Source organism: Agrobacterium sp. CCNWLW32 (genome assembly GCF_037083425.1).
GTDB lineage: Bacteria > Pseudomonadota > Alphaproteobacteria > Rhizobiales > Rhizobiaceae > Agrobacterium > Agrobacterium radiobacter.
This window is the reverse complement of sequence record NZ_JBAOJM010000011.1, coordinates 41,306-61,527: the sequence shown is the minus strand read 5'-3', so window position 1 is coordinate 61,527 and position 20,222 is coordinate 41,306. Positions and strand designations below refer to the sequence as shown.

Genomic DNA, 20,222 nt, shown 5'->3' with positions numbered 1-20,222 from the left:
GAACATCCCGATTGTTTGCGACATGGTAAATGGCACTGAATGGACTGGGTAACGGGTGAATATGAGCTTTTTGAGGTAACGGAACCTGCCGTTCAAACCCTGCCATTTGTCTATAATTCCCCCCATAGCGGCCGCTGCTACCCCATTTCCTTCCTGGAATCGGCACGGCTCGATTCGCACGAGATCCGCCGCTCCGAAGATCACTTCGTCGACGAGCTGTTCGCGGCGGCACCGGAGATCGGCGCACCGCTTCTGAAGGCGAATTTCCCGCGCGCCTACCTGGACGTCAATCGCGAACCCTACGAACTCGATCCTCGCATGTTCGAAGGCACGTTGCCGCCTTATGCCAATATCGGCTCCATGCGGGTCGCCGGCGGTCTGGGAACGGTGCCGCGCATCGTCGCCGAGAATATGGATATCTATGCCCATCGCCTGCCGGTCGACGAGGCGCTTTCGCGGATCGAGACGATCTACAAGCCCTACCATGCCTGCCTGCGCCGCCTGCTTTCACGCACCCACGCTAATTTCGGAATGGCGGTGCTGATCGATTGCCATTCCATGCCGGGCAATATCCGTGTCGCCGGTTCAAATCTCAGGCCGGATGTGATCATCGGCGATCGCTACGGCACCAGCGCATCCCAGGAAGTCTCCCGCGCCGCCCTGCATTTTCTCGAGGAACTGGGTTTTGTCGCGGTCTGTAACAAACCCTATGCCGGCGGCTTCATCACCGAACATTATGGCCGGCCGATCCGCTCGCTGCATGCGCTGCAGATAGAGGTCAATCGCGCACTTTACGTCGATGAAAAGACGCTTCTGAAAAAAGCCGATTTTCCGGCCATTCAGGCATCGCTTGAAATCTTCATGCGCCAGCTCGGCGTCTTCGTTTCCGAATACGCGATAGAAACGTCGCTCGCTGCCGAGTAGCAGCTCGAATCACCCACTAATTCAATCTTTATCCCGGATCACCTGGCGGCTTGCCGGGCAAAAAAAACCGCGCCTTGGCGCGGTCAAGTCTAGGGAGGAAACACCCAAGGAGGGTATTTACAGTCAAAGACTGCAGGGTCACGCTACGCAGTATCTGCACAATTGTCAATCATTTTATTTTATGCATATTTTTTAGGCTTATGCTGAAAATATGGAAACACCGACCCCATCATCCGTATGAGTGGACGGCGGATGTGATTCCGGTCTATGCATTGCGCCACAGAATTCAGACCCAATATTCAGGCGATGAGGTTTCGCATGCTGCCCGACCGGGATTTCTTCTTCAAACTTGCCGATGCCGCCAGCGCCGAGACGCTTCCCCGCTTCCGCACGGGCATTGCCGTCACCAATAAGCAGGATGGTGGCTACGACCCGGTGACGGAAGGCGATCAGGCAGCAGAAACCGCCATTCGCACCCTGATTGAAGCACATTTTCCGCAGCATGGTATTCTCGGCGAAGAACACGGCAATGTCGGTCTCGACCGCGACCATATCTGGGTCATCGACCCGATCGACGGCACCCGCGCCTTCATTTCGGGCGTGCCTGTCTGGGGCACGCTGATCGGCTTCCAGTCGGCCGGCCGCGCCACGATGGGCATCATGGACCAGCCCTTCACCAAAGAGCGTTATTTCGCCGATGGTGAGGCGGCGTGGTATTTCGGGCCGGATGGCGAGCGGAAGATCCGCACGCGCAATTGCGCTTCGCTATCGGACGCCGTTTTGTTCACCACGACTCCCCACATCTTTACTGCGGAAGAAAAGCCCCTTTACGAAGAAGTGCAGGATCAGGTCCGCCTTTTCCGCTACGGCGTGGATTGTTACGCCTATTGCCTGCTTGCGGCCGGCCATGTCGATCTGGTGATCGAATCCGGCCTGAAGCCCTATGATGTCGGCGCGTTGATCCCCGTCATCGAACAGGCCGGCGGCATCATGACCACCTGGGATGGCGGGCGCCCGGAAAATGGTGGCCGCATTCTCGCAGCCGGCTCAAAAGCGGTGCACGAACAAGCGCTCGCCATTCTGTCCAAACTCTAGGCAACCCGCTTGAGCGGCCATCACTCCGGCGCGAAAAACGCGTCGATGGCCGCCAGCACCTGTTTGCGGAAAACATCGCGCTCATGCAGCAATTCGTGGCGCGCGCCGGTTATCGGAAGAAGCTGCGCCGCCCGGAAATTGCGTGAAAGTTCTTCCTGCGCCTTATAGGGCGTGATCGTATCCAGCATCGGCGCCAGAATAAGCGTCGGTACGGTAATATTCGTCAGGTGATCCTGGCGTTTCACCCGGCCCATGGTCTTCAGCGCCTCATAGACCCAGCGCGCCGTCGGCGCACCGATGAACAATTCCGAAAACTGCCGGTGCAGGGTCAGATTTCTGGCAAAACGCCTGGCGTCCGAGGTCAGCGGATTGCCGTCGAAATCCCGCTCGCGCTGGTCTCTTCCGAGCTGAACCCTGCCGAGACCGACAAGACTCAAGACCGTAGCAACAATCCGGATCACGGGTGAGGGAACCGATTGCTGGCTATCCAGCTCGATGAAGGGCGAACAAAGGGCCAGACGGTCAATGCGGTTCGACAGGCCGGGAGCAGCCGCAAGTGCTGCAAGCGCGCCGGTAGAATGCGCGATCATGAAGAATGGCAGCCGCGTATCCGGCAGCACCACCTGCTCGAGAAAAAGGCTGATGTCATGCTGGTAGTCGGAGAACCGCCGCACATGCCCGGCACCCGGCTTCTTGAGCAGCCTCTCGGAACCGCCCTGCCCGCGTGTATCGAAGGTCGCAACCCAGAAACCCATGGCGGTAAGATCGCCAACCGTTTCGAAATATTTCTCGATACATTCATTCCTGCCATGCAGCAGAACCACCGTTCCGCGGGCAATATGGCGGCTGGCGCGGAAGATTGCATATCGAAGCTGTTTGCCGCCATGGCCGGTAAAATATCCGACGGTATGGTTGCCGGGAACCGGGTTGTCTTCACTGGCGCGCAATGTGGCTTCGATCATCGGTCTTTTCCGGCTTTTGTGCCTTTTCGGGATAGGTCGGCGGCGCGGGAAGGTCAAAGAAAAAATTGCCGGAACCGTCGGTTAAAGCAGTCGCGGTTCCGGCGAATAAGACAGAAGAAGAAGGGACGTTATTGCTTCTGTCCACGGAGAATGTCTCCGATGACCGATGTTTTATGGCTCTCAAACTGAACGATGCCGGAACCTGACGTTCAGCCATGGTTCATGTTGCTTTCACCTTTTCACGCCCCTTGACGCGGCGGCAAGCCATTCCCATCTCATTCATGCGGTCGCCAGAACGGGACCGCGCCATATGTCCGGCCGTAGCCAGAACGGGACGCCGGACTTAACCGCAAACAGTCGCTTCTTAAGGAGGACACCATGCGTCACGTTGATTTTTCCCCCCTCTATCGTTCCACCGTCGGCTTCGACCGTCTTTTTTCGATGCTTGACGGCCTCGGCCAGCCCGAACAGGCCCAGTCCTATCCGCCCTACAATATCGAGCGGACCGGCGAAAACACCTATCGCATCACCATGGCCGTTGCCGGTTTCGATGAGAACGAACTCAGCATCGAATCCCGCGCCAATGCGCTTACGGTGAAGGCCGAGAAGGCCACGGACGAAAAAACAACCGAGGGAGAATTCCTGTATCGCGGCATCGCCACGCGCGCTTTCGAACGCCGCTTCCAGCTTGCCGACCACGTCGAAGTCCAGACCGCTTCCTTGAAGAACGGGCTGCTTCACATCGACCTCGTCCGCAATATTCCGGAAGCGATGAAGCCGCGCCGCATCGCGATCTCGTCCGACAGCGCCGATGCGCCGAAGACAATCGAAGCCCAGATTTCCCCGGCTCAGGTCAACTAAGCTTTTCTGACATGCAAAAAGAACGGCCCCTTAGGGGGGGCCGTTTTTGTTTGCGGAAATCCTGTTAGCGAGCGGATGCCGCCGCACCCTCTGCAGCAGCCGTTTCCGCGATCGCTGCCTTTTCATGCGCCTTGCGGGCATAACGCTGAGCAAGAACCGCGCAGACCATCAGCTGTATCTGATGGAAGAGCATGATCGGCAGAACGATCGCGCCAATGCTCTGGCCGGCGAAAATCGCGCCCGCCATGGGAACACCACTTGCGAGGCTCTTCTTCGATCCGCAGAAGGTGATGGTGATTTCATCGGCCTTCTCGAAACCGAGCAGACGGCTGCCGAACATGGTTACGCACAGAACAAGCGCCAGAAGCACGATGTTGATGAGGATGACAACGCCGATATCCCTGAGCGAAAACGTGTGCCAGATGCCCTCGATGACAGCGTCGGAGAATGCGAGATAGACCACCATCAGGATCGAACCGCGATCGACCGGGGACAGCAGCTTCTTGCGCGCCCGAATCCAGTCGCCGATCCAGGGCTGCAGAGCCTGCCCGACGATGAACGGCAACAGAAGCTGCAGGAAGATTTGCAGGAACGCGTCCAGCGAAAAGCCGCCGCCATGGCCGCCCACCGTAAACAGCAGGCCAACCAGCAATGGCGTGAGGAACATGCCGAAGATATTCGAGGCCGAGGCCGAACAGATCGCCGCTGGCACGTTTCCGCCCGCCATGGAGGTGAAGGCGATGGAAGACTGTACGGTGGATGGCAGCACGCAGAGAAACAGCACACCCATATAAAGCGGCGCCGGCAGGATGCTTTCGGGAATGAAACCGATCGCCACGCCGAGAAGCGGGAAAAGGCCGAAGGTGACGAGCAGGATCGCCAGATGCAGGCGCCAGTGCAGGATGCCCGCAATCACCACATCCCGCGAAAGCCGCGCACCATGCAGAAAGAAGAGAAGCGCGATCGCCAGTTTCGTCGCAAGGCCGAAATACTCCGCCGGCTCGCCGCTAATCGGCAAGATGGAGGCCAAAATCACGGTGGCCACCAGCATCATGGTGAAACGATCGGGCAGGAAGCGGGTCATGGGAGTCTTTCCGGCATCGGTTTTGCTTGAAACGGGCGTCACTATCGCTCATCATGATTTCGGATGCAAAGATTAACAGTTATCACGATTTGAGATAATGCTGAACCTTCAACATCTTGCCAGCTTCGTCATGCTTCAGCAAACCGGCAGTTTCACGCTTGCTGCCGATCGGCTGGGTATTGGCCAATCCACCGTCAGCCAGCATATTCAAAGGCTTGAGGCAGCCCTTGGCCGCCGGCTGATCGCCCGTAGCACCCATCAGGTGAAACTGACTGGCGAGGGCGAGGCGCTGCTTGGTTATGCCCGCAACATGCTGGAGATCGACAGCAAGGTCTCATCGCTCTTCAGCGAAAACCGTCTGCGCGGGCGGCTGCGGCTCGGCGTCTCGGAGGATTTCGTCGCCAGCCGGCTGACGGCCATTCTGGAGGAATTCATCCGCCTTTATCCGTTGGTGGATCTCGAATTGACGGTCTCGCTGAGCGGCGTGCTTTACCAGATGCAGGATAATGGTGAGCTGGATGTGGTGCTCGCCAAACGCCGCCTCGGCGACAAGCTGGGTCACTTCCTTTACCGCGAACCGCTGGTCTGGCTGGCGCGCGACCCGGAACGCATGCTGAACCAGCCGGACGCCCTGCCGCTGATCGCCTTTCCGCCGCCCAGCATCACCCGAAAGGCGGCGCAGGAAGCATTGGACCGGGCCGGCCTCTCCTGGCGGATCGTCTGCACCTGCGGCAGCCTCAGCGGACTTACCGCTGCCGCAAGAGCGGGCATGGGCATTCTGGTGCAGCCACGCAGCATGGCGCCGGCAGGCCTCAAGGAGATTGCGGCGGGTGTGCTGCCGGCTCTGGAGGATGTGGAATTCGTGCTTCAGCCCAGCAAGGGCGCGGATACGAAGCTGGTGCGCGCCCTTTCCGATCTCGTGTCGAGCAAGAGCATCGCACCTGGCAGCTTCGTATAGATTTCCTGGCGCATTTCCGAAAGCAAAACCGCTTCACACTTTTGCTGGAAATACTCTAGTTTTCCCGTTTCGAGAGGCAGCGGCCGACGCTGTCGCGCCAGCCGGCAATAGCGTTTTTCCGCTCGCCCTCTTCCATATCCGGGCTGAAACGGCGATCACGCCGCCAATGGTCGGCAAAGGCCTTGCGGTCCGGCCAGATACCAGCGCGCGATGCTGCGAGCCATGCGGCACCGAGAATGGTCGTCTCGAGAAAGACAGGACGATCGACGGGTGCTGCAAGAATATCCGCCAGCCGCTGCATGGTCCAATCGGAAGCGACCATGCCGCCATCGACCCTCAGCACCGTCTTGCCATTATCACCCGCCCAGTCCTTGCGCATGGCGTCCAGCAGATCGAAGGTCTGGTAGGCCACGCTTTCCAGCGCCGCGCGCGCAAATTCCGCCGGGCCGGTGCCGCGTGTCAGGCCAAAGATCGCACCCCGCGCCTCGGCGTCCCAGTAAGGCGCGCCAAGACCGGTAAAGGCCGGTACGAGATAAACACGCTGCCTTGGATCGGCCTTTTCGGCAAGCGCACTGACTTCTGATGCAACCGAGATGAAGCCAAGCTCGTCACGCAGCCATTGCACGGCGGCACCTGCGATGAAGATCGAGCCTTCGAGCGCATAGGTCGTGACGCCATCGAGGCGGTAAGCGATCGTCGTCAGCAGGCGATTGGTGGAGGCGACGCGATCAGTGCCGGTGTTGAGAAGCGCAAAGCAGCCGGTGCCATAGGTGGATTTCATCATGCCCGGCTCGAAGCAGGCGTTGCCGATCACGGCCGCCTGCTGATCGCCGGCGACGCCAAGGATCGGGATTTCCGCACCCAGCAGCGACCTGTCCGTCACGCCGAAATCGGCGGCGCAATCCAGCACTTCCGGCAGCATGGCGCGCGGAATATCGAGGATCGACAGGAGTTCATCATCCCAGGCGTTGTCTTCGATATTGTAGATCAGCGTTCGCGAGGCATTGGTGGCGTCGGTCACATGGCGGCGGCCACCGGTGAGACGGTAGATCAGGAAACTGTCGACCGTGCCGAAGCAGATTTCCCCCTTCACGGCTTTTTCGCGAAGGCCGCTGACGCTGTCGAGAAGCCATTTCAACTTCGTGCCGGAAAAATAGGGATCGAGCAGCAGCCCGGTCTTTTTCGAAAAAAGCGGCTCGAGTCCCCGGCGTTTCAGATCCTCGCAGACAGGCGCGGCGCGCCGATCCTGCCAGACGACGGCGCGATGCACGGCCTCACCGGTATTACGGTCCCAAAGCACGGTCGTTTCGCGCTGGTTGGTGATGCCGATCGCCGCGATATCGGATGCGGCGATGCCGGCATCGGCAAGCGCCAACCGGATGGTTTCCAGCACACTTTTCCAGATATCCTCTGCATCGTGTTCGACCCAGCCGGAGGCCGGGAAATGTTGCGGAAATTCTCGCTGCCCGACACCGATGACCCGCATGTCGCGATCAAAGACCATCGACCTTGTCGATGTCGTTCCCTGATCGATCGCCAGAATATAACCGCCCATTATGCTACTCCCTTTCAGACGCAATGACGGGGCGGCAAAGCCGCCCCGGTTTAAGATTTCATGCAGAAATTACTTCTGCCAGCTTTTGACCAGTTCGTCGTAATTGACGGTGACCGGCTTTTCCTTTTCGTTGGCGATCTTCAACTGCGGCGCCAGATTGCCCTTCGAAACGGCATCCTTGTTCCAGTATTCGATATCGTGCTCTTCCGCCAGTTTCGGACCGATATCGCCCTGCACGCCGGCACGTTCCAGACGGCTCATGACTTTTTCTTGCTCGGCGCAGAGAGAGTCCATTGCCGCCTGAGCCGTCTTTGCGCCCGAAGACGCATCGCCGATCGCCTGCCACCACAGCTGTGCCAGCTTCGGATAGTCAGGAACGTTGGTGCCGGTTGGCGACCACTGCACGCGGGCCGGTGAACGATAGAACTCGATGAGACCACCGAGCTTGGTGGCCCGGTCCGTGAAGCTCTTGTGGTGGATGGTGGTGTCGCGAATGAAGGTCAGACCCACATGGCTCTTTTTCACATCCACGGTCTTGGAGGTCACGAACTGCGCGTAAAGCCAGGCGGCCTTGGCGCGGTCGTCGGGGGTGGATTTCATCAGCGTCCACGAACCCACATCCTGATAACCGAGTTTCATGCCGTCCTTCCAGTAGACGCCATGCGGCGAAGGTGCGACGCGCCATTTCGGCGAACCGTCCTCGTTCACCACAGGCAGGCCGGGCTTGGCCATATCTGCCGTGAAGGCCGTGTACCAGAAGATCTGCTGGGCGATGTTGCCCTGCGCCGGCACCGGGCCGGATTCGGAGAAGGTCATGCCCTGCGCTTCGGGCGGCGCATATTTCTTCAGCCATTCGAGATATTTCTCGATGGAATAGACGGAAGCCGGACCATTGGTATCGCCGCCGCGCGCCACGCAGGAACCGACCGGCTGCGACTTGTCGTTGACCTTGATGCCCCATTCATCGACCGGCAGACCGTTTGGCAGGCCCTTGTCGCCGTTGCCGGCCATGGAAAGCCAGGCATCGGTGAAGCGCCAGCCGAGCGACGGGTCCTTCTTGCCATAGTCCATATGGCCAAAGACCTTCTTGCCATCGACATCGCGGCCGGTGAAGAATTCGGCAATATCCTCATAGGCCGACCAGTTGACGGGCACGCCGAGGTCATAACCATATTTGGCCTTGAAATCGGCCTTGTTCTTTTCGTTGTTGAACCAGTCATAACGGAACCAGTAGAGGTTCGCGAATTGCTGGTCGGGAAGCTGGTAGAGCTTCTTGTCCGGCGCCGTCGTAAAGGCGCTGCCGATGAAATCCTTGAGGTCAAGACCGGGATTGGTGACGTCCTTGCCTTCATTGGCCATGAAGTCGGTCAGGTTGCGCACCTGCTGGTAACGCCAATGGGTGCCGATGAGGTCACTGTCATTGACCCAGCCGTCATAGAGGTTCTGACCGGTCTGCATCTGGGTCTGGATCTTTTCGACCACATCACCTTCCTGGATCAGGTCGTGCGTGACCTTGATACCGGTAATGGCGGTGAAGGCCGGAGCCAGAACCTTGGATTCATACTCATGGGTCGTGAGCGATTCGGAAACGACCTTGATCTCCATGCCCGCGAAAGGTTTCGCGGCATCGACAAACCATTGCAGCTCCTTTTCCTGATCGCCACGCGAAAGCGACGAGAGATCGCCGATTTCCTTGTCCAGAAACTGCTTTGCTTCCTCCATTCCGGCGAAAGCGGAACCCGTCATTGCCAGCAGCATGGCCGCCGTCGTCGTCATCAGATGCCGTCGCATATCAGTCCTCCCAAGGGTTTGCGATTGCATGAAGTCTGCTGGTGCGGTTTTCCTCCGCCGCACCTTTTTCCTGCTCTAGACAAAACGGAAAACGCCGATGGCGTAGACCGCAGACAGAGCGAGAGCCCACCACAGGTTCGGGCCGACCAGCCCGAGCCATGCGAGATGAATGAAGGCGCTGCCGAGCAGCGAGATGAACAACCGGTCGCCGCGCGTGGTCTCGAAGCGCAAGATGCCGAAGCGGGGATTGCCGCCGGGCGAGAGATATTCCCAGAACCACATGCCGACGAGCAGCACGGCAATGGCGCCGAAAAACGCAGCCGTCTGCCAGGTCCAGGCCATCCAGGTAAAATCGGGCATCTTCGTCATGGTCAAACCCTCCCCAGCGCAAAGCCCTTGGCGATGTAATTACGCACGAACCAGATCACCAGCGCGCCGGGGATCAGTGTCAACACGCCGGCGGCGGCAAGCAGGCCCCAGTCCATGCCGGCGGCGGAAACGGTTCGCGTCATGGTCGCGGCAATCGGCTTGGCGTCCGTCGTCGTCAGCGTGCGGGCGATCAGAAGCTCGACCCACGAGAACATGAAGCTGAAGAAGCAGGCGACACCGATGCCGGAAGCGATGAGCGGCATGAAGATCTTCACGAAGAATTTCGGGAAGGAATAGCCGTCAATATAGGCGGTCTCGTCGATTTCCTTCGGCACACCGGACATGAAACCTTCGAGAATCCACACCGCCAGCGGCACGTTGAACAGGCAGTGCGCCAGCGCCACCGCGATATGTGTGTCGATCAGACCGAATGCCGAATAAAGCTGGAAGAAAGGCAGCGCGAAGACGGCGGGCGGCGCCATACGGTTTGTCAGCAGCCAGAAGAACAGGTGCTTGTCGCCCAGAAAACGGTAACGTGAGAAGGCATAAGCCGCTGGAAGCGCCGCCGCGACCGAAATCACCATATTCATCACGACGTAAGTAATCGAATTGATGTAACCCGAATACCAGGATGAATCCGTGAAGATCGTCCTGTAGTTCTGCAACGTTGGCTGGTGCGGATAAAGCGTCATGGACGACACGATTTCCGAATTCGTCTTGAAGCTCATATTGATGAGCCAGTAGATTGGCACGAGCAACAGCACGATATAGATCGTCGGCACCAGCCAGGAAAACCTGGACGGCCCATGGTGACGGCGTGACCTTGCCGTTGCGGCAAAACCAGGCCGTACCGAGGCAGCAACTGCCGCAGAACCAGTACCCATGCCATTACGTTCCACACCGGTCGTGACGTTCGAAGCACTCATGTCTCAAGTCTCCGCGTCGTGGCTGGTCATGACGGTGTAGAACACCCAGGACAGCAGCAGGATGATGAGGAAGTAGATCAGCGACATGGCTGCCGCAGGCCCGAGGTCAAACTGGCCGAGCGCGACCTTCACGAGATCGATGGACAGGAAGGTCGTGGAATTGCCGGGGCCGCCGCCGGTGACGACGAAAGGCTCGGTATAGATCATGAAACTGTCCATGAAGCGTAGCAGGAAGGCGATCAGCAGCACCCGCTTCATCTTCGGCAGCTGGATGTACCGGAACACCGCAAAACGTGACGCGCCATCGATCCTTGCCGCCTGATAATAGGCGTCCGGAATGGAGACAAGGCTGGCGTAGCACAACAGCACGACAAGGCTTGTCCAGTGCCACACATCCATGATGATGACCGTAATCCATGCGTCAACCGGATCGTTGACGTAGTTATAGTCAAGACCAAGCTGATTGGCGTAATAACCGAGCAGTCCGATATCGCTGCGGCCGAACACCTGCCAGATCGTGCCGACAACATTCCAAGGCACCAGCAGCGGCAGCGCCATCGTCACGAGGCAGACCGGCACGCCGATGCCGGATTTGGGCATCTTGAGCGCGATGAATATGCCGAGCGGAATTTCGATCGCCAATATGATGCCGGAAAACACCAGGTTGCGTCCGAGAGCGTTCCAGAAGCGATCGGAACTGAGGATTTCCTCGAACCATTGCGTTCCCGCCCAGAAGAACTGGTTATTGCCGAACGTATCCTGCACCGAATAGTTCACGACGGTCATCAGCGGAATGACGGCAGAAAAGGCGACCAGCACCAGCACCGGCAGCACCATGAACCACGCCTTGTTGTTCCAGCTCTTTTCCATGGTCAGGCTCCCATCTTCACGCGCCAGGAATCGGCAAAGACACCGATCGCGGCCGGATCGAAGCGAACACCCGCTTCCGCCGGAATTTCCTCGTCTTCCGCAACGACGATCGCGAGCTTCTGGCCGGCAAACCGGGCGCGCACGATCTTCTGCCGGCCGATATCCTCGACCTTGTCAACAGTGATGGGCATACCGCCCCGTTCCAGCCGGACGAATTCCGGGCGGATGCCGATCTCGATCCGCTGCTTTCCATCAACCTTCGGCGCACCTGCCAGCGGCACGCCGAGGCCGCCGACAACCGCCGTCGCCCCTTCGATGCTGGCGGGCAGCACGTTCATGCCCGGTGAGCCGATGAAATAACCGACGAAAGTGTGTCCCGGCCGTTCGAAAAGCTCGGCGGGCGTGCCGATCTGGACGATCTGCCCGTCATACATGACGACCACCTTGTCCGCGAAGGTCAAAGCCTCGGTCTGGTCATGGGTCACATAGACCATGGTGAAACCGGACTGGCGATGCAGGCGCTTCAGCTGCGAGCGCAGCACCCACTTCATATGCGGATCGATCACCGTCAGCGGTTCGTCGAAAAGAATGGCATTGACGTCGGAACGTACCAGGCCGCGCGCCAGCGAAATCTTCTGCTTCTGGTCTGCCGTCAATCCGCGCGCATGGCGTTTGGCCATGCCGGAAAGATCGGTCATTTCGAGAATTTCCCGCACCCGGCGGCCCACCTCGGCCTCCGGCACATGCCGGTTGCGCAGCGGAAAGGCGAGATTGTCGTAGACCGTCATCGTGTCGTAGACGACCGGGAACTGGAACACCTGCGCAATATTGCGGTCTTCGGTGGCAAAATCGGTCACGTCAGTTCCGTCAAAGGCGATGCGGCCTTCCGACGGACGCAGCAGGCCGGAAATGATGTTGAGCAGCGTGGTCTTGCCGCAGCCGGAAGGCCCAAGCAGCGCATAGGCGCCGCCGTCCTCCCATTCGTGATGAACTTCCTTCAGGGCATATTCGCCGGCAGCCTGCGCCTTGGCATTATAGGCGTGGCGGATATGATCGAGCGTGATGCGTGCCATGACCGATCTCCCTTACGCCGCTTCGCCGATGGCGCGGCCATTCGCGTCAAAGGCCATCAGGTGTTTTGTATCGAGAAAGAGCTCGATATCTCTGTCCGGTTCGATGTCGTGGATGCCATGCGCCAGCATGACCCAGCGCCTGCCGGAAAATTCCACATGCACGAAGCTCTCCGATCCGGCGATTTCCGAAATCAGCGTCCGCGCACGGATGGATTGCCGCGCCTCACCCTTCGCATGCGGGAAAAGATGATGCGGCTGGAAAGCAATGGTCAAAGGTCCGTCCGGCACGGCCGCAAGATGCGCCGGCACCGTGACAACGGCCTGATTGGCACGGGTGAAAGCCCCACCCGTCTTGATGACCTCGATGGTGTTGAGCGGCGGGTCGGCGAAGATTTCCGCGGTCACGATATCCACCGGACGCCGGTAGACCTCGATCGTGCGGCTAAACTGCGTCACCCGCCCTTCGTTAAGCGTCGCGGTATTGCCGCCCAGCAGCAGCGCTTCTGACGGTTCGGTCGTGGCATAAACGAAGATCGCACCGGATTCCGCAAAAATGCGCGGCAGTTCCTCACGCAATTCTTCGCGCAGCTTGTAATCGAGATTGGCCAGCGGCTCGTCGAGCAGCACCAGATTGGCGTTCTTGACGATGGCTCTTGCAAGCGCGGTGCGCTGCTGCTGGCCACCAGAAAGATTGAGGGGCGTGCGGTCTAGATAGGGCGTCAGCTTCAGAAGCTCGGCCGCCTTCCTGACCTCCCTATCGATGGTCGCCTGATCCTTGCCGGCAACCCGCATCGGCGAAGCGATATTTTCATAAACCGAGAGCGCCGGATAGTTGATGAACTGCTGATAGACCATGGCGACATTACGCTTCTGCACCGGAAAGCCCGTCACGTCCTCGCCATTAAAAAAGATCTCGCCGGCGCTCGGCTTGTCCAGCCCGGCCATCAGCCGCATCAGCGTCGTTTTGCCCGAAAGTGTCGGTCCAAGCAGGACGTTCAGGCTTCCGCGCTGCAACGTCAGATCGATCGGGTGAATATGATACTCACCGCCAACCATCTTCGAGACGTTTCGCAATTCAAGCATGGTGATCCAAAGCCTCCTCCGCTTTTCGATCGGATCGTCAGATTGCCTTCAAGCGTTCACCCGCAATGTCTTCGATATAATCCTCCAGCCCACGCACCTCTTCGGGGGTTAAAAACAGCCCCTGCTTGGTGCGGCGCCACAGAATATCCTCCGCCGTCAGCGCCCATTCCCTCGCCATCAGCCAGCGAACCTCAGCCTCGTAGAGCGTGCCGCCGAAAAACCGCCCCATCGCCGCCGTCTCAGTCGCATTGCCGATCAGCGCCGTCGCATCCGTTCCGTAGCAGCGCACAAGCCGCTTTGCATGACGCTCTTCGAGAAAGGGGTAACGTGAACGCAGCGCCGAAACTTCCGCGACGTAGGCTTCGGCACCGAAATCTCCACCCGGCAAATGCGAGCCCGCGGTCCATGGCGCACCCTTTTCACCCAGCGCATCGCCGATTTTTTCAAGAGCATGTTCGGCAAGCCGCCGATAGGTGGTGAGCTTGCCGCCGAAAATATTGAGAAGCGGCGCTTCGCCTTCCGCCCCTTCGGTTTTCAGCACATAATCGCGGGTCGCTTCCTGCGCTTTTGACGCGCCGTCATCGAACAAGGGCCGCACGCCGGAATAGGTCCAGACGATATCCGCCGGCCCCACCGGTTCAGCGAAATATTCGCTCGCCGCATTGCAAAGATAGCTGATCTCCTCGTCGCTGATCTTAACAGCACGGGGGTCGGCGGTATAGTCGCGATCCGTCGTGCCGATCAGCGTAAAGTCCTGTTCGTAAGGGATGGCGAAGATAATGCGGCCATCAGGATTCTGGAAAAAATAGGCGCGCGGATCGGAAAACTTCTTGCGCACGATGATGTGGCTGCCTTGCACGAGGCGGACATTGTGGACATTGTTTTTACCGAATGTCGAAGACAGCACCTTGTCCACCCAGGGGCCGGCGGCATTCACCAGCATGCGCGCCCGGTGGGTCTTGGCTTCTCCGGCGACATTTTTCGTTTCAATCCGCCAGAAGGCGCCTTCGCGCCGGGCCGAAACCACCTGCGTACGATTGAGGATCAAAGCACCGCGATTAGCGGCATCGCGGGCATTCAGCACCACAAGACGGGCATCGTCCACCCAGCCATCCGAATATTCAAAGGCGCGGGCGAAAATCGGCTTCAGCGGCTTTCCGGCGGGATCACGGCGCAGATCAAGCGAGCGTGTGGCGGGCAAAAGCTTGCGGCCGCCGAGATGGTCGTAAAGAAATAACCCGAGACGCACGAGCCAGGCCGGGCGCACGCCACCCTTCTGGAACGGTAGTACGAAGCGCATCGGCCAGATGATGTGCGGCGCCATGGCCCACAGCACCTCACGCTCCATAAGCGCTTCGCGCACCAGACGAAATTCGTAATGTTCGAGATAACGCAAACCGCCATGGATGAGTTTGGTCGCGGCGGACGAGGTGCCGGAGGCAAAATCGTTCATTTCCGCAAGCGCCACGGAATAGCCCCTGCCAACGGCGTCACGCGCGATGCCGCAGCCATTGATACCGCCGCCGATCACGAAAATATCGTGAATTGCCTCGTCAGACATGGACCCTCCCGTGCTTTCATCGACGCTCTCCTCATCGATATATTGAAAGCACAGCCATCTAATTCGAAGACAAAACGAATGTCAAACGAAATCAAAAAGCCCCTTGAATCAGGCGTCGCGACCCTCGGTTTCGATCAGCCGGACATCGTGATCGGCACAGATGGTACGGATGGAATCAACAGGACAATGATCGGTAATGAAGGTGTGCACCTGGGAAAGATGACCGATACGCACGGGGGCCGTGCGCTCGAATTTAAGCGAATCCGACACCAGAATGACATGGCGCGCATTGGAGATGATCGCCTGCGCCACCTTGACCTCACGGAAGTCAAAGTCGAGCAAAGCCCCGTCTTCATCGATGGCCGAAACGCCGATGACGGCAAAATCAACCTTGAACTGGCGGATGAAATCCACAGCCGCCTCGCCGACGATACCACCATCGGAACCGCGCACGACACCGCCGGCAATCACCACTTCGATGCCGGGGAAAACCCTCAACCTGTTGGCAACATTGATGTTGTTGGTAATAACCATCAACTCGTGATGATCCGCGAGCGCTTCACCAACTGCCTCGGTCGTGGTGCCTATATTGATGAAAAGCGACGAGTTATTGGGGATGAGGGCCGCGGCAGCGGCGCCGATCGCCTGTTTTTCGGACGATGCGATGGCGCGGCGCGCCTCGTATTTGACGTTTTCATTGCCGCTTGGAAAGAGCGCGCCGCCGTGGATGCGGGTCAGCACCCGCGTATCGCAGAGATCGTTCAGATCCTTGCGGATCGTCTGGGGGGTCACCGAAAACCGCGCCGCCAGTTCATCGACCAGCACCCGGCCGTTCGCTTTCGCCAGCGCAACGATTTCATCCTGACGCGGTGTGAGCAGCATTTCACCCTCCCTCCTCTTTCAATTTTTTCGTTTTATTGAAGAGCGAACGAAAAACCAATGTCAAGGGAGGGTTTACGGTGAGAAGGATCGCCGGTTAGCGGAAACTATCAAAAATCTTGTTAGCCGGCTTTTTGAACAGGCCCAGCATCGGCTTCCTCGTTGCGGGTAACGGAAAATGCCGCGGAGGCGTTATGGAACGTATCACCGATGCCAATCAGCACAGGTTCGTTCACGCCCAGTCTCTCGACCGCGGCAGCCAGTTGCGCAAGCGAACCGCACCATCGTCGCTCATTGGCGCGGCTGACGGAAATCATCACCACCACGGGTGTCGATGCGGGCATTCCCTGGGCAAGCAGGCAGGACTGAATATCGCCGGCGGTTCGTCCGCCCATATAAAAGACAGTGGTGACGGAGGGGTTCGACAGGGACTGCCAGTCGATATTCTCCGGCAGCTTCCCCTGCCGGGAATGACCAGTGATGAAGCGTACCGACTGGGCATGGTCGCGATGGGTCAAGGACACGCCTAGGCGCGAGGCCATGGCGCTTGCGGCAGTGATGCCGGGCACGACTTCGACCGGGATATTTTCGGCCTCCAGCGCGGCGATCTCCTCGCCGGCGCGCCCGAAAATCATCGGATCGCCGGATTTCAGCCGCACCACCCGTTTTCCGGCCTTGGCGAGGCGGATCATCATCTCGTTGATGTCTTCCTGCCTGCAGCTTTCCCGGCCACCACGTTTGCCAACCAGCATGCGCTTCGCCTCCCGCCGCGCCAGTTCCAGCACTTCGGCTGAAACAAGATCGTCGAACAGGATGACATCGGCCGCCTGCAAAGCGCGCACCGCTTTCAGAGTCAGCAGTTCGGCATCGCCCGGTCCGGCGCCTACAAGCGTCACCAGCCCGGCGCGCGAACCCACCCGACCGGCCTGCGTTCCGATATCCGCAAGCAGCCGTTCTTCGCTGCCTTCATCCAGCCTTTCGGTGAACGCCCGATCGACGAATTTTTCCCAGAAAGAGCGTCGCGCCGGACCCGGCACGAGTCGCAGATTGACGCGCTCGCGAATTGTCTGGGCAAGCGCGCCCCAGTCCTTGAGGGCCAGCGGCAGCAAGGTTTCGATGCGCCGGCGGATGGCCTGCGCCAGGATGGGTGCGGCGCCATCGGTGGAAATCGACACCACCACCGGCGAGCGATTGACGATGGAGCCGAACTGGAACTGGCAGAACTCCGGCTTGTCGATGACATTGACGGGAATGCCAGCCGCTCGTGCGGCATGGTAAAATCTTTCCGCCTCTTCATCGGTCTCGCAATCCGCCAGCGCTAGTTCCGCGCCCTTGAAAATATCCGCACCCCATGAACGGTCATGCCATATCAGCATCGGGCTTTTTGCGACGAGCGTCGCGAAGCTTTCCGAAAGCTCGCTTTCCTCACAATAAAGATGAAGTTCCGCCCCGCAGGCCAGCAGCAGTTCCGCCTTCCAGGCCGCCCCATCCGATCCGCCCGCCAAAACCACGCGCTTGCCCTCAAGTCCCCAGAAGACAGGCAACTTAGCGAGCTTCTCCATACGAGCCGGTTCATTCCGCTGCGGTTTTAAGGCATCCATCGATGATCCCCCTGATTTCAGCGCGGCAGGAGCCGCAATTGGTTCCGGCATTCAACGCCTTGCCGATGGCTTCGACACTGTGGCAGCCATCACGGATAGCGGCCGTGATCTGGTTCACCCCGACATTGAAGCAGGAGCAGACCGTCGCACCCGGATCAGCCCGGCCCGCACCGGGACGCCCGGCGACCAGCGCAAAGCGCATGCGCAAATCCTCGTGGCGCTCAGTAAGTTGCGAGATCGCCCAGTTGCGGGCAACGGCCACCGGTTCATTGGCAATGAACAGTGCCGCAAGCAGTGTTTCGCCGTCGAAAAAGGCGAGACGCAGATCGCCCGTCTGCCGGTCGCTGTAACCCAGCGGCTCGATCCTGGCATCGATGCCGAAAACCTGTCGCGCCCAGAGCGTCCAGTCCTGCGGCTCTTCGGCAAAGGCAAGCTCCATGCGATAGCCGCCATCGGCTTTGGCGATGGCCCAGTAGGCGCAATCCGGCGCATCGGGCCGGGTGCGGGAAATGGCAAAACCATAGGCCTTCGCCGCAAAACGCCTTGCCTTCACCGCCACGTTTTTCGAAGCGGGCTGGCCGGAATGCGGATCCGTAACAGGTGCCACAACCATATCGATGCGCGCCCGCGAGGCAAACTGATCGTTCCAGTGCATCGGTACGAAGACCGAACCGCGCGCCTGCCTTTCGCTGACCAGCGCCCGCAGCAGAACCTTGCCATGAGGACTTTCCAGCTCCACTAGATCGGCGCTTTCAATTCCCAGCGCCTGCGCATCGCGCGGGTGAAGCTCGGCGAAGGGTTCGGCGATATGGGCGGTAAGCCGCGCGCTTTTGCCGGTGCGGGTCATGGTGTGCCATTGATCGCGGATGCGGCCGGTATTCAGTGTCAGCGGATAGTCGGGTGACGTCCTGCGGGTGTCCGGCAAGGCGGTGGCTATGAACCGCGCCTTGCCATCGCCATGATAAAACCGGCCATCCGCGAAAAAGCGGGTAACGGTGGCGTCACTGGATTCGGCTTTCGGCCATTGAAAGGGTGTCATCGCATCATAGGAATCCCGTTCGACACCGCTAATATCGAAATCGCGACTGCCCGCATTCTCAAAGCCGGAAAGAGCGGCGTGTTCGGCGAAAATCTCCGATGCCTGGCCAAAGGCGAAGGCTGCGTCAAAACCCATGCGCCGACCCACTTCCGCCATTTGCCACCAGTCAGCCTTCGCTTCACCCGGAGCATCGAGAAAACCGCGCTGACGCGAAATCCGTCGTTCGGAATTGGTGACGGTGCCGTCCTTTTCGCCCCAGCCGAGCGAGGGCAGGAGGACATCGGCATGGCGGGCCGTATCGGTACTGGCCATGACCTCGGAGACCACAACGAAAGGACAGGCCTTGATGGCCGCCTCGACGGCACCGGCATCCGGCATGGAAACGACGGGGTTGGTGGCCATAATCCACAGCGCCTTGATGCGGCCGTCGGCCACCGCCCTGAACATATCCACCGCTTTCAGGCCGGGCTTTTGCGCAATGGCGGGTGAGGCCCAGAAGCGCTGCACACGATCGCGGTCCTCCGCACTTTCGATGGCCATATGGGCGGCCAGCATGTTTGCCAGCCCGCCGACTTCGCGACCGCCCATGGCGTTCGGCTGGCCGGTCAGCGAAAACGGCCCCATGCCCGACCTGCCGATACGGCCGGTGGCAAGATGGCAATTGATGATGGCATTGACCTTGTCGGTGCCGCTTTCCGACTGGTTGACGCCCTGGCTGTAACAGGTGACGGTCTTTTGCGTGCGTTCGAACAATTCGTAAAAGGAAATCAGTTCGGCAATCGTCAGACCGGTGGCCTCGGCGATCTCCGGCAGGCTGTATTCGGTTGCTGCCTGCATCGCAGCGCCAAAGCTGACCGTATGGTTTTCCACATAGCCGTGATCGATTGCAGGACTATCGGCAAGATGCGCCAGCAAGCCGACAAACAGCGCCACATCTCCATCCGGGCGGATGGCGAGATGCATATCGGCAATATCGGCACTCATCGTCCGGCGTGGATCGATGACGACGACCTTCATCTCAGGCCGTGCTGCCTTTGCGACGGCAAGACGCTGATAAAGGACCGGATGGCACCAGGCGAGATTGGAACCGGTGAGGATCACCAGATCGGCAAGCTCCATATCCTCATAGGTGCCCGGCACCGTATCGGCTCCGAAGGCACGGCGGTGGCCGGCGACGGAGGACGACATGCAAAGTCTTGAATTCGTATCGATATTGGCCGAGCCGATGAAACCTTTCATCAGCTTGTTAGCGAGGTAATAATCCTCCGTCAGCAATTGGCCGGAGACGTAAAAGGCCACCGAATCCGGGCCATGCTCGGCTATGGCTTCAGAAAAGCGGGTGGCGACGAGATCAAGGGCTTCGTCCCACGTCGCCCGTCTGCCGTCAATTTCGGGATGGAGAAGGCGGCCGTCGAGATCGATGGTTTCGGCCAGAGCCGAACCCTTGGAACACAGCCGGCCGAAATTGGCGGGGTGGTCCTGATCGCCTTTGACGGAAACGGCGCCATTGTCGTTGACGGTGGCGATGACACCGCAGCCGACGCCGCAATAGGGACAGGTGGTTTTTGTTTCAACGGGCATGGGTTTGCCC

The 20,222-nt window shown here is 59.3% G+C and carries 18 protein-coding genes; 4 read left to right on the top strand and 14 right to left on the bottom strand.

Annotated features, from left to right (window positions below):
* The first annotated feature begins 39 nt into the window (after positions 1–39).
* Both V6R85_RS19995 and hisN read left to right on the top strand, forming a co-directional pair.
* Positions 40–924 carry an N-formylglutamate amidohydrolase gene (locus V6R85_RS19995; protein ID WP_003505913.1) on the top strand — a complete coding sequence of 295 codons (885 nt, stop codon included), beginning with the start codon at positions 40–42 and terminating at the stop codon, positions 922–924.
* A 318-nt stretch (positions 925–1,242) separates the two neighbouring features.
* Positions 1,243–2,019: a histidinol-phosphatase gene (gene hisN / locus V6R85_RS19990; protein ID WP_020810332.1), complete on the top strand. Its 777-nt coding sequence runs from the start codon at positions 1,243–1,245 to the stop codon at positions 2,017–2,019.
* Between the two features lie 20 nt (positions 2,020–2,039).
* Here the strand turns inward: hisN and V6R85_RS19985 are convergent, their stop codons facing one another.
* Together V6R85_RS19985 and V6R85_RS19980 are read right to left on the bottom strand one after the other, a co-directional pair.
* Complete coding sequence (locus V6R85_RS19985) at positions 2,040–2,981, bottom strand: alpha/beta hydrolase (protein ID WP_336377144.1); 942 nt, start codon at positions 2,979–2,981, stop codon at positions 2,040–2,042.
* Positions 2,953–3,198, bottom strand: a complete 246-nt coding sequence (locus V6R85_RS19980) for a hypothetical protein (protein WP_020810333.1) — start codon at positions 3,196–3,198, stop codon at positions 2,953–2,955. Before V6R85_RS19980 ends, V6R85_RS19985 begins: the two co-directional genes overlap by 29 nt.
* 161 nt (positions 3,199–3,359) lie before the next feature.
* On the opposite strand from V6R85_RS19980, the gene hspL reads away from it, so the two are divergent.
* Positions 3,360–3,842 carry a heat shock protein HspL gene (gene hspL / locus V6R85_RS19975; RefSeq protein WP_003505905.1) on the top strand — a complete coding sequence of 161 codons (483 nt, stop codon included), beginning with the start codon at positions 3,360–3,362 and terminating at the stop codon, positions 3,840–3,842.
* A 64-nt stretch (positions 3,843–3,906) separates the two neighbouring features.
* On the opposite strand, the gene V6R85_RS19970 is transcribed toward hspL, so the two are convergent.
* On the bottom strand, positions 3,907–4,926 hold the full coding sequence (locus tag V6R85_RS19970) for a bile acid:sodium symporter family protein (protein ID WP_003505904.1): 1,020 nt from the start codon (positions 4,924–4,926) through the stop codon (positions 3,907–3,909).
* Positions 4,927–5,023: 97 nt separating this feature from the next.
* Between V6R85_RS19970 and V6R85_RS19965 the strand changes: the two genes are divergently transcribed.
* Positions 5,024–5,884, top strand: coding sequence for a LysR family transcriptional regulator (locus V6R85_RS19965; RefSeq protein ID WP_003505897.1), 861 nt, complete (start codon positions 5,024–5,026; stop codon positions 5,882–5,884).
* 55 nt (positions 5,885–5,939) lie between these two features.
* On the opposite strand, the gene glpK is transcribed toward V6R85_RS19965, so the two are convergent.
* From glpK to V6R85_RS19910, 11 genes are all read right to left on the bottom strand, one after another.
* A complete protein-coding gene (glpK, locus tag V6R85_RS19960; RefSeq protein ID WP_020810335.1) occupies positions 5,940–7,439 on the bottom strand; it encodes a glycerol kinase GlpK in 1,500 nt (499 codons plus the stop codon).
* A 69-nt stretch (positions 7,440–7,508) separates the two neighbouring features.
* On the bottom strand, positions 7,509–9,230 hold the full coding sequence (locus tag V6R85_RS19955; RefSeq protein ID WP_003505894.1) for an ABC transporter substrate-binding protein: 1,722 nt from the start codon (positions 9,228–9,230) through the stop codon (positions 7,509–7,511).
* Positions 9,231–9,305: 75 nt separating this feature from the next.
* Positions 9,306–9,599, bottom strand: coding sequence for a DUF2160 domain-containing protein (locus V6R85_RS19950; RefSeq protein WP_003505892.1), 294 nt, complete (start codon positions 9,597–9,599; stop codon positions 9,306–9,308).
* A 2-nt stretch (positions 9,600–9,601) separates the two neighbouring features.
* Positions 9,602–10,525 carry a carbohydrate ABC transporter permease gene (locus V6R85_RS19945; RefSeq protein WP_003505890.1) on the bottom strand — a complete coding sequence of 308 codons (924 nt, stop codon included), beginning with the start codon at positions 10,523–10,525 and terminating at the stop codon, positions 9,602–9,604.
* A gap of 3 nt (positions 10,526–10,528) precedes the next feature.
* Positions 10,529–11,395, bottom strand: a complete 867-nt coding sequence (locus tag V6R85_RS19940; protein ID WP_003505888.1) for a carbohydrate ABC transporter permease — start codon at positions 11,393–11,395, stop codon at positions 10,529–10,531.
* A gap of 2 nt (positions 11,396–11,397) precedes the next feature.
* Positions 11,398–12,468, bottom strand: a complete 1,071-nt coding sequence (locus tag V6R85_RS19935) for an ABC transporter ATP-binding protein (RefSeq protein WP_111792695.1) — start codon at positions 12,466–12,468, stop codon at positions 11,398–11,400.
* A 12-nt stretch (positions 12,469–12,480) separates the two neighbouring features.
* The gene (locus tag V6R85_RS19930; protein WP_080864677.1) at positions 12,481–13,551 is read right to left on the bottom strand and encodes an ABC transporter ATP-binding protein; all 1,071 of its coding nucleotides are present in this window, start codon (positions 13,549–13,551) and stop codon (positions 12,481–12,483) included.
* Positions 13,552–13,588: 37 nt separating this feature from the next.
* Positions 13,589–15,112: a glycerol-3-phosphate dehydrogenase gene (locus V6R85_RS19925; RefSeq protein WP_003505883.1), complete on the bottom strand. Its 1,524-nt coding sequence runs from the start codon at positions 15,110–15,112 to the stop codon at positions 13,589–13,591.
* 108 nt (positions 15,113–15,220) lie between these two features.
* Positions 15,221–15,994, bottom strand: a complete 774-nt coding sequence (locus V6R85_RS19920) for a DeoR/GlpR family DNA-binding transcription regulator (protein ID WP_003505873.1) — start codon at positions 15,992–15,994, stop codon at positions 15,221–15,223.
* Between the two features lie 119 nt (positions 15,995–16,113).
* Positions 16,114–17,592: a siroheme synthase CysG gene (gene cysG, locus V6R85_RS19915; protein ID WP_020812586.1), complete on the bottom strand. Its 1,479-nt coding sequence runs from the start codon at positions 17,590–17,592 to the stop codon at positions 16,114–16,116.
* Complete coding sequence (locus V6R85_RS19910) at positions 17,564–20,212, bottom strand: nitrate reductase (RefSeq protein ID WP_336377143.1); 2,649 nt, start codon at positions 20,210–20,212, stop codon at positions 17,564–17,566. Before V6R85_RS19910 ends, cysG begins: the two co-directional genes overlap by 29 nt.
* Positions 20,213–20,222 lie beyond the last annotated feature (10 nt).